Origin of the sequence: Ruminococcus sp. RTP21358st1_G6_RTP21358_211008, from assembly GCF_040908885.1 — a bacterium.
GTDB classification, from domain to species: domain Bacteria; phylum Bacillota; class Clostridia; order Lachnospirales; family Lachnospiraceae; genus Blautia_A; species Blautia_A faecis.
Genome location: NZ_JBDGDM010000019.1, coordinates 62087 through 70443, shown reverse-complemented (window position 1 = coordinate 70443; position 8357 = coordinate 62087). Strand labels below are relative to the sequence as shown.

Annotated in this window: 7 protein-coding genes and 1 pseudogene; 7 read left to right on the top strand and 1 reads right to left on the bottom strand. The window is 46.2% G+C overall.

The genetic code is table 11. The features are described 5' to 3' along the window. Nucleotides 1–132 precede the first annotated feature (132 nt). On the top strand, nt 133–870 hold the full coding sequence (locus AB5Z12_RS09515) for an SDR family NAD(P)-dependent oxidoreductase (protein ID WP_118577952.1): 738 nt from the start codon (nt 133–135) through the stop codon (nt 868–870). 190 nt (nt 871–1060) lie between these two features. Beyond that, the gene (locus tag AB5Z12_RS09510) at nt 1061–2341 is read left to right on the top strand and encodes a serine dehydratase subunit alpha family protein (RefSeq protein ID WP_118577951.1); all 1281 of its coding nucleotides are present in this window, start codon (nt 1061–1063) and stop codon (nt 2339–2341) included. Between the two features lie 5 nt (nt 2342–2346). On the opposite strand, the pseudogene AB5Z12_RS09505 reads toward AB5Z12_RS09510, so the two are convergent. Then, a pseudogene (locus tag AB5Z12_RS09505) lies at nt 2347–2406 on the bottom strand (hypothetical protein); the annotation flags it as partial. 32 nt (nt 2407–2438) lie between these two features. On the opposite strand from AB5Z12_RS09505, the gene AB5Z12_RS09500 reads away from it, so the two are divergent. The 5 genes from AB5Z12_RS09500 to AB5Z12_RS09480 all read left to right on the top strand — a co-directional run bounded on the left by AB5Z12_RS09500 (nt 2439) and on the right by AB5Z12_RS09480 (nt 8108). After that, entirely contained in the window at nt 2439–3395 is a 957-nt protein-coding gene (locus AB5Z12_RS09500; protein ID WP_118577950.1) for an ABC transporter permease, read from the top strand. A gap of 19 nt (nt 3396–3414) precedes the next feature. Next, nucleotides 3415–4284 carry an oligopeptide ABC transporter permease gene (opp4C, locus tag AB5Z12_RS09495; protein WP_173718543.1) on the top strand — a complete coding sequence of 290 codons (870 nt, stop codon included), beginning with the start codon at nt 3415–3417 and terminating at the stop codon, nt 4282–4284. 143 nt (nt 4285–4427) lie between these two features. Further along, nucleotides 4428–6008: an ABC transporter substrate-binding protein gene (locus AB5Z12_RS09490; RefSeq protein ID WP_148463506.1), complete on the top strand. Its 1581-nt coding sequence runs from the start codon at nt 4428–4430 to the stop codon at nt 6006–6008. Nucleotides 6009–6153: 145 nt separating this feature from the next. Further along, nucleotides 6154–7125 carry an ABC transporter ATP-binding protein gene (locus AB5Z12_RS09485; protein ID WP_173717009.1) on the top strand — a complete coding sequence of 324 codons (972 nt, stop codon included), beginning with the start codon at nt 6154–6156 and terminating at the stop codon, nt 7123–7125. Further along, nucleotides 7122–8108, top strand: a complete 987-nt coding sequence (locus tag AB5Z12_RS09480; protein WP_173735411.1) for an ABC transporter ATP-binding protein — start codon at nt 7122–7124, stop codon at nt 8106–8108. The genes AB5Z12_RS09485 and AB5Z12_RS09480 overlap by 4 nt, the downstream gene beginning before the upstream one ends. Nucleotides 8109–8357 lie beyond the last annotated feature (249 nt).

Genomic DNA, 8357 nt, shown 5'->3' with positions numbered 1-8357 from the left:
GTCGCAGTTAGCAGTTAGTTCGCTGGAGCGTTGCGCCGGCGAGTGAGCAATCACCATTGTCCGAATGCGTCCGCCTTTAACAACTTTCAACACACTAAATAGCAATAAAATATACAGAAAAGAGGACACCCCATGAGCAAAGTAACCATAATCACCGGCGGTACATCTGGAATTGGAAGAGGGATTGCGGAGAAAATTCTGGAAAATTCTGCGTCAGACGATATTTTATATGTAAGCTATGGACATAACACGGAGCAGGCGGAGGAATTTCTTCATGCACAAACAGAGGAAAATCAGAAAAAAATCCGGTTGCTCCAGGCTGATATGTCATCCTATGATGAAATGATGAAATTTGTATCCCGGGTCAAAGAAGAAGCGAGCCATGTAGACTGGCTGGTAAACAATGTAGGAATCAGCACCTATGCGAAATATGAAGATTACACTTTTGACGAATGGACCAAAATTGTGAATACTAACCTGTCTGTTCCGGTATTTCTGGTGAAAGAACTTCGCCCCATTATGAGCGAAGGTGGCAGCATTCTTTTTACCGGCTCCTACGCAGGACAGCAGGCTTATTCCTCATCCCTGGTGTATGGTGTCACCAAATCCGCCATTCATTTCCTTACCAAATCTCTGGTAAAAGAACTGGAACCAAAGCAGATCCGGGTCAATGCCATTGCCCCGGGATTCATTGAAACCAGCTGGCACAAAAACCGCACTCCGGAAAGCTATGAACGCATTAACCGTAAGATTGCGCTTCACCGCTTTGGTGAGATCTCAGAAGTGGCAGATATGGCATACGAAGTTCTGAAAAATGGATACATGAATGGAAGCGTTGTAGACATTCATGGCGGATATGACTATTTCTAAAAAGAATCCTCTGATCTGATTCCAAATAAAAAATCTGTATCAGGATTATATTCGCGAAGTGATTAACAAAAACAAAATTCACAAATATAGTTCGGGATTTTTCTAAATATAAAATTTCTGGAATTAATTGATTTTAAGAAGATAGTGTGCTAAAGTATTTATAATGTTGTGCGAAAGCGAGGAGAAAACATTGCACAAAAGTGATGAAAAATACCAGGCTTACGTAAAAATCCTAGAGGAAGAACTGGTTCCTGCAATGGGATGTACCGAACCCATTGCCATTGCCTATGCAGGCGCAGTGGCGAGAAAAACTTTAGGTAATCTGCCGGAACAGCTGGATATTAAAGTAAGTGGAAATATTATCAAAAATGTAAAAAGCGTCATCGTTCCCAATACTGGCGGCATGAGGGGAATTGCAGCTGCTCTGTGCGCGGGTGTGATCGCAGGCGATGCGGAAGCGCTCCTTGAAGTAATTGCAAGAGTAACATCCGGTCAGAAGGAAGAAATCAAGTCCTACATGGATCAGGTGAAACCCAGGATCACTCCGGCATCCACCGGGCATGTATTTGAAATCGATCTGACCGTAACCAAAGGTACTGAAACGGCCCGTGTCCGCATTGTAGATACGCACACCAACATCATCCTTATTGAGAAAAACGGCCAGCCTGTTTTCCGGAAAGATGTCTGTTCAGGTAAGGAAGAGAAAAAGACCGATCATTCCATATTAAACATAGAAGACATTATCGACTTTGCCAATACTGTTGACACAGAAGATGTAAAGGAGGTTCTGGAGCGTCAGATCCGTTACAATACAGCCATTTCTGAGGAGGGACTTCGTGGAAACTATGGAGCGAACATCGGAAAAGTCCTTCTTCACACCTACGGCGACAATATTAAGATCCGTGCCAGAGCCAAGGCAGCAGCCGGTTCCGATGCCCGAATGAATGGCTGCGAGCTTCCTGTGGTGATCAACTCCGGAAGCGGCAACCAGGGCATGACTGCCAGCATTCCGGTCATTGAATTTGCCAGAGAGCTGCAGGTTTCCCATGACAAAATGCTTCGCGCCCTGGTGCTTTCCAATCTTGTAACCATTCATCTGAAGACTGGAATCGGAACTCTTTCTGCCTATTGCGGTGCAGTAAGTGCAGGCTGTGGAAGCGGTGCGGGAATTGCTTATCTCTACGGCGGCGATTATGAAGTAATTGCACATACAATCGTGAATTCCCTGGCAATTGTTTCCGGAATCATCTGTGACGGAGCGAAAGCCTCCTGCGCAGCCAAGATTTCAGCAGCAGTTGATGCCGGAATCATGGGCTATGAAATGTACATACAGGGACAGCAGTTCTACGGCGGTGATGGAATCGTTACCCACGGTGTGGAAAATACCATCCGGAACGTGGGACAGCTGGCGAAGGAAGGTATGTGCGAAACGGATAAAGAGATTATCCGGATTATGGTAGAGCGTGGTTGAAAAAGGCTTTCTGCAAGATGTGCACCACAATTTGCGGGAGCTTGCGGAAATACTTTTTCAAACAGGTTCTAGGAAAAGGAGATGAAGGGAAAACACTATGAAGTGGAAATACATATTAAAAAGAATACTGATTGCCATTCCCACTTTTTTCGGAATTACCATATTGGCCTATTTTATTCTGAATATGGCGCCTGGTTCACCGCTGGATGCACTTCTGGCAGATCCGGGAATTACTCCGGCAGAGCTGGAACGTAAGAGAGTGGCACTTGGACTGGATCAGCCGGTGATCATTCAGTATTTTACCTGGCTGAAACAATTGCTTACGGGAAATCTGGGATTTTCCTACAGCACCCAGAGACCGGTGGCAGCGATGATACTGGAGCGTCTTCCGGCTACTGCGATTCTGGCGGCAAGCTCCATTGTACTGTCATTGATCGTATCCATTCCTCTTGGAATCTTTGCTGCCTCCAGGCCGAATTCAGGAAGAGATTACTTTTCCGGCGGTCTGTCTATGCTGATGATGGCGACTCCGAACTTCTTTGTAGGACTGGTATTTATTTATCTGTTCGCCATTGTGTTTAACATTCTGCCATCAGGAGGAATGTACAGCTCAAGCGGAGCTCATACATTCGGAGATCTGATGAAGCACATGATCCTGCCTTGTCTGGTCCTTTCCTTTCAGCAGATCGGAGGATGGGTAAGGCACATGCGAAGCAGTATGCTGGAAGTTATGCAGGACGACTACATTCGTACCGCCAAGTCCAAAGGTCTTACCAAATGGAAAGTGATCATGAAGCACGCCTTGAAAAATGCCCTTACACCGGTCGTTACAGTTGTGGGAATGTCCATTCCTTCTATTGTAGGCGGCGCAGTTGTAACCGAGCAGGTTTTCGGATGGCCGGGAATTGGTTCTCTTATGGTAACAGCGATCAACGGACGAGACTACCCGGTTATTATGGGAATCACGGTTATGATCGCGGCAGCGGTTCTTATTGCGAATATTCTCACTGATGTTGCATACGGAATTCTGGATCCGAGAATCAGCTATAAATAAGGGAGGATAGAAGACAGAAATGAAAAAACAGAAAAACGAAAATGTAAGCTATCTTTCCGAGGTACTTGATAAACTGAAAGAACACAAAATGGCTATGGCAGGTCTGGTGGTCCTGATCGTGGAAATCCTGATGGTGGTTTTTCTTCCCATGATCCTGAAACTGGATCCTTATACTTCAGATTACACTGCCTTTTCTGCAGCTCCGGGAGGAGCGCACATCCTTGGAACTGATGCTATCGGGCGTGATGTTTTTGCCCGTCTGATGTATGGCGGAAGAACCTCTCTGCTGGTTGGTTTTGTTTCCACACTGATCAGCTGCGCAATCGGAGTTCCTCTTGGCCTGGTTGCTGGTTATGCCAGAGGAAAGGCGGAAGCAGTTATTATGCGAATTGCAGATATTTTTATGTCTTTTCCATCAATTGTGCTGATCCTGGTACTGGTTGCAGTTCTTGGACCGTCTGTCTGGTCTGTAACCTGTGTCATTGGTGTGCTCGGCTGGACACAGTTTGCCAGACTGATCTATGCAAATGTACTTTCCGTATCCGAGAAAGAATATGTAGAATCTGCAAGGGCAATTGGTACCTCCAATTTCAAGATCGTGACAAAGTATGTTCTTCCAAACTCTTTTGCCCCGATCCTGATCGCAATCACATTCCAGATGGCGAGTGCCATCCTTTCTGAATCATCGTTAAGCTTCCTTGGCATGGGTGTACAGCCGCCGGGAGCAAGCTGGGGAAATATGCTCTACGATGCGCAGTCCATTACTGTGCTTTCCCAGAAGCTGTGGATCTGGCTTCCGCCGGGACTTGCACTTCTGATCACGGTGTTAAGTATTAATTTTCTGGGCGACGGCATCCGCGATGCGCTGGATCCGAAAATCAAACTGTAATGTCTCAGGATCATGAAGGTCTTGATGCAAGACCGGACAGTCCGTTGACATAAGATTGGTTCCGGGAGTTTCCCGGACTGATTTGCTTCACAAAACCTGTCAGAGAAAAAACATCCCTGACAAAAGAAAAAAGGAGGAGACCTATGAAATTCAACATGAAAAAGGCTGCAGCGCTCCTGCTTGCAGGAAGCATGGTAGCAGGTTATGCTGTTCCGGCTGCTGCTGAGGCAGAGGAAAAAGTAGTAACAGCTGCTATGGACCAGGCATGGGATACCATGATGCCGCTGAACACCACAAGCAACTACACCCGTTTTATCTGTGACCAGATTTATGACCGCCTGACACAGACAAACGCAGACGGTTCCATTGAGGGACGCCTTGCTGAGTCCTGGACTGTAAACGATGCCAGTGACGCAGTTACCTTTAAGCTTCATGAAGACGCAGTATGGTCTGATGGTGAGCCGGTTACAGCAGAGGACGTTGTATTCAGCTACCAGATGTATTCTGATCCGTCTGTAGAGGCAAAAAGCCGTTATCACCTGGAGTACATTGCCGGTGTGGATGATTCCGGAGCAGAGCTTTCCGAGGATTCTATCGAAGTAACTGCAGACAGCGATTATGAAGTAACCTTCAAATTAAAAGAGGCTATGTATCCTGATACATTCCTGCAGGATATCGACACTGTTTTCATCATCCCGAAACATATATTTGAAGGAAAAACAGCAGAAGAGATCAATGCTCCTGACCTTTGGGCAAATCCGGTAGGTTCCGGCCCATTCATCTATGACAGTGAGATCAATGGTGAGCGTATGGAGTTCACAAAGAATGAAAACTACTATCTTGGAACTCCAAATATTGACCGTCTGATCATCCGTGTAGTACCGTCCGCAAACGTTCTTTCCGGTCTTATGAACGGCGAGCTTGATTTGATCGGATTCGGTTCCGTACTGACTGATGACTGGGAAACAGCCAAGTCCCAGGATAACCTGGTAACAGAGTCTGTTCCTACCACTTCCTATACCACTCTGATCTTTAATACTCAGAAGGAATATCTTACTCAGGAAGTTCGCCAGGCACTGAATATGGCAATCAACCGTGACGTACTGGTAAATGGTCTTCTTATGGGAGAGGGAACTCCGATCATGACCCCGATCGCACCGGTAAGCCCATACTACAATGACAAAGTTCAGGTTCAGTACGATCCTGAAAAAGCAAAAGAGATGCTTGCAGAAGCAGGCTTCCCGGCTGGACAGACACTGAAATTTTTCATCTCCTCTGGAAGCAGCATTACCGAGAGATGTGCAGCCCTGATCGTACAGGATTTTGCAAATGTCGGTGTAAATGTAGAAATTGAGCAGATGGACTTTGCAACTCTGATGAGCCGTATGCTTGACGGCGAGCATGATCTTGGAATCATTGGTTCCGGCGGAACTCTTGACCCAAGTGAGAGCCGTGAAATGATCTATCCGGAAAGCTCCTGCAACTTCTGCCAGCTTCAGGATACAGAGCTTTCTGACCTGATCGACAAAGGAAACGCAGAGCTTACTTTTGAAGCAAGAAAACCATACTTCGATGAGTATCAGGAAAAGGTTGTAGAAAAAGCAGCTATGGGCTACTTATATACAAAGAACCTTCTTACCGCTTACAACAAGAGCATGAAGAACCTGAACGTTGCAGACTTTAATTGTCTGAACTGGTCTTCCTGGGAGTGGGATAAAGAGTAATAAAAATGGGAAACAGGACAAAAGCGGATAAAGCTTTTGATCCTGGAACCCGCCAAATATGAGAGAAAAGACTCTCATGTCTGGCGGATTTCAGGAGCTGTGAAAGAATCACAGTGAGTTAATTAAGAGAAAAAGGAGTACAGCTATGGCATCTTTACTTTCAGTAGAGAATTTACAGGTACAGTTTCAGACAAAAAAAGGCATTAACACAGCCGTTGACGGTGTAAGCTTTTCTGTAGAAAAAGGCAGGATCCTCGGAATTGTAGGCGAGTCCGGATGCGGAAAAAGTGTCACATCCATGTCTATCCTTCAGCTTCTTGGAAGCAACGCCCGGATTTCTGGCGGCAGCATCAAACTGGATGGAAAAGAACTGATAGGGCTTCCGGAGAAAGAGATGTGCAGGATCCGCGGAAATGATATTGCCATGATCTTTCAGGATCCAATGACTGCCCTGAATCCGACTCTGACTATTGGAACCCAGCTGATGGAACCAATCATGCTCCACCAGAACTGCGGCAAAAAGGAAGCCTGGACAAGAGCTGTGGACGTTCTGAAAAGAGTTGGAATCGCAGCGCCGGAGAAGCGGATGAAGGAATATCCGCACCAGCTTTCAGGCGGTATGCGCCAGCGAGTGATGATTGCCATGGCAGTATCCTGCGAGCCAAGACTTCTTATCGCAGATGAGCCTACCACCGCCCTGGACGTAACCATTCAGGCACAGATCCTGGAGCTGATGTGTGAGCTCAGGGAAAAAATGGGAACGGCTATTATGCTGATTACCCATGATATGGGGGTAGTAGCAGAGACCGCAGACGATGTGCTTGTTCTTTATGCAGGAAAAGCAGTAGAATACGGCAGCATTGAGGACATTTTTGAAAGACCGAAGCATCCTTACACACAGGGACTTTTGAACTCTATTCCCCGCCTTGATGAGGATGTAGAGCTGCTGAATACCATTGAGGGCACCGTTCCGGCACCGGACGCCATGCCTGCAGGCTGCAGATTTGCTCCCCGATGTCCTTACGGAAAAGACCGCTGCATGAAAGAAAAACCAGGCGTTTACCATGCTGGAAATTCTCTGGTAAGCTGCTTCAGATACGAGGGTGAGAAAGAATGAGTGAGAACACAGGAATCTTATTGGAAACAAAGGATTTATCCAAATATTTTACGGCAAAAAAAGGGCTTCTGAACCGTAATCCATCTGTAGTAAAAGCAGTAGACCATGTAAGTCTTTCTGTGAGAAAGGGTGAGACACTGGGCCTGGTCGGAGAGTCCGGCTGCGGAAAATCCACTCTGGGAAGAACTATTCTCCGCCTGATCCCGGCAACAGAGGGCCAGGTTATGTACAATGGGGAAGATATCCTTACCTATAATAAGAAAAAAATATGGGAAATGCGCCGGAAGCTGCAGATTATTTTCCAGGATCCATATAGCTCCCTGAATCCCAGAATGACCGTTTATGATCTGATCAGTGCCCCTCTTGAGGTGTATAAAGTGGGGACTAAGGAAGAACGCAGGGAAATGGTGGAAGAGATCCTTCAGGAGGTTGGACTGGATAAACAGTATCTGAATCGTTTTCCTCACGAGTTTTCAGGCGGTCAGAGGCAGCGAATCGGAATTGCAAGGGCACTGATCCTGAATCCGGAATTTGTTGTCTGTGATGAGGCAGTTTCCGCACTGGACGTATCTGTCCGTGCGCAGGTGCTGAATCTTATGAGAAATATGCAGCAGAAGAAAAATCTGACCTACCTGTTTATCTCCCATGACCTGAGTGTAGTCCGCCATATCAGTGACAGGATTGCAGTTATGTATCTTGGAAGTGTGGTTGAGGTTGCAGAAAAAGCCCAGCTTTATTCCAATCCGATGCACCCCTATACAAAAGCTCTTCTTTCTGCAATCCCGCTTCCAGATGTGAAGAAGAAACGTCAGCGTATCATTCTGGAGGGTGACGTGCCAAGTGCCTACAATCCACCGTCAGGATGCAAATTCCATACCCGCTGTCCCTATGCAACAGACCGCTGCAGGCAGGAAGCTCCTGTGCTTCAGGAGGTGGAAAAGGGGCATAAAGCAGCCTGCCACAGGGCTTTGGAGCTTGCCTGAAAATTTATTTCCTGCAATCTGCAGGCTCCGCAAATTGTGACGTACATTTTGTAGAAAGCCTTTTTAAACATGTTCTGGAGTCTGCTGAATAATTACATATCAGGAAGGATACTACCGGTTTCCAAAGAATTCCATTAAAGGGATATCTTCGGGAAACCGGTATTTTTTTAAGCTATTTTTGTTTAATTTGACGTTGTTTTCGTTGCTTTATTGAAAAATATTTCATTTTTTGCTAAATTATATATAAAT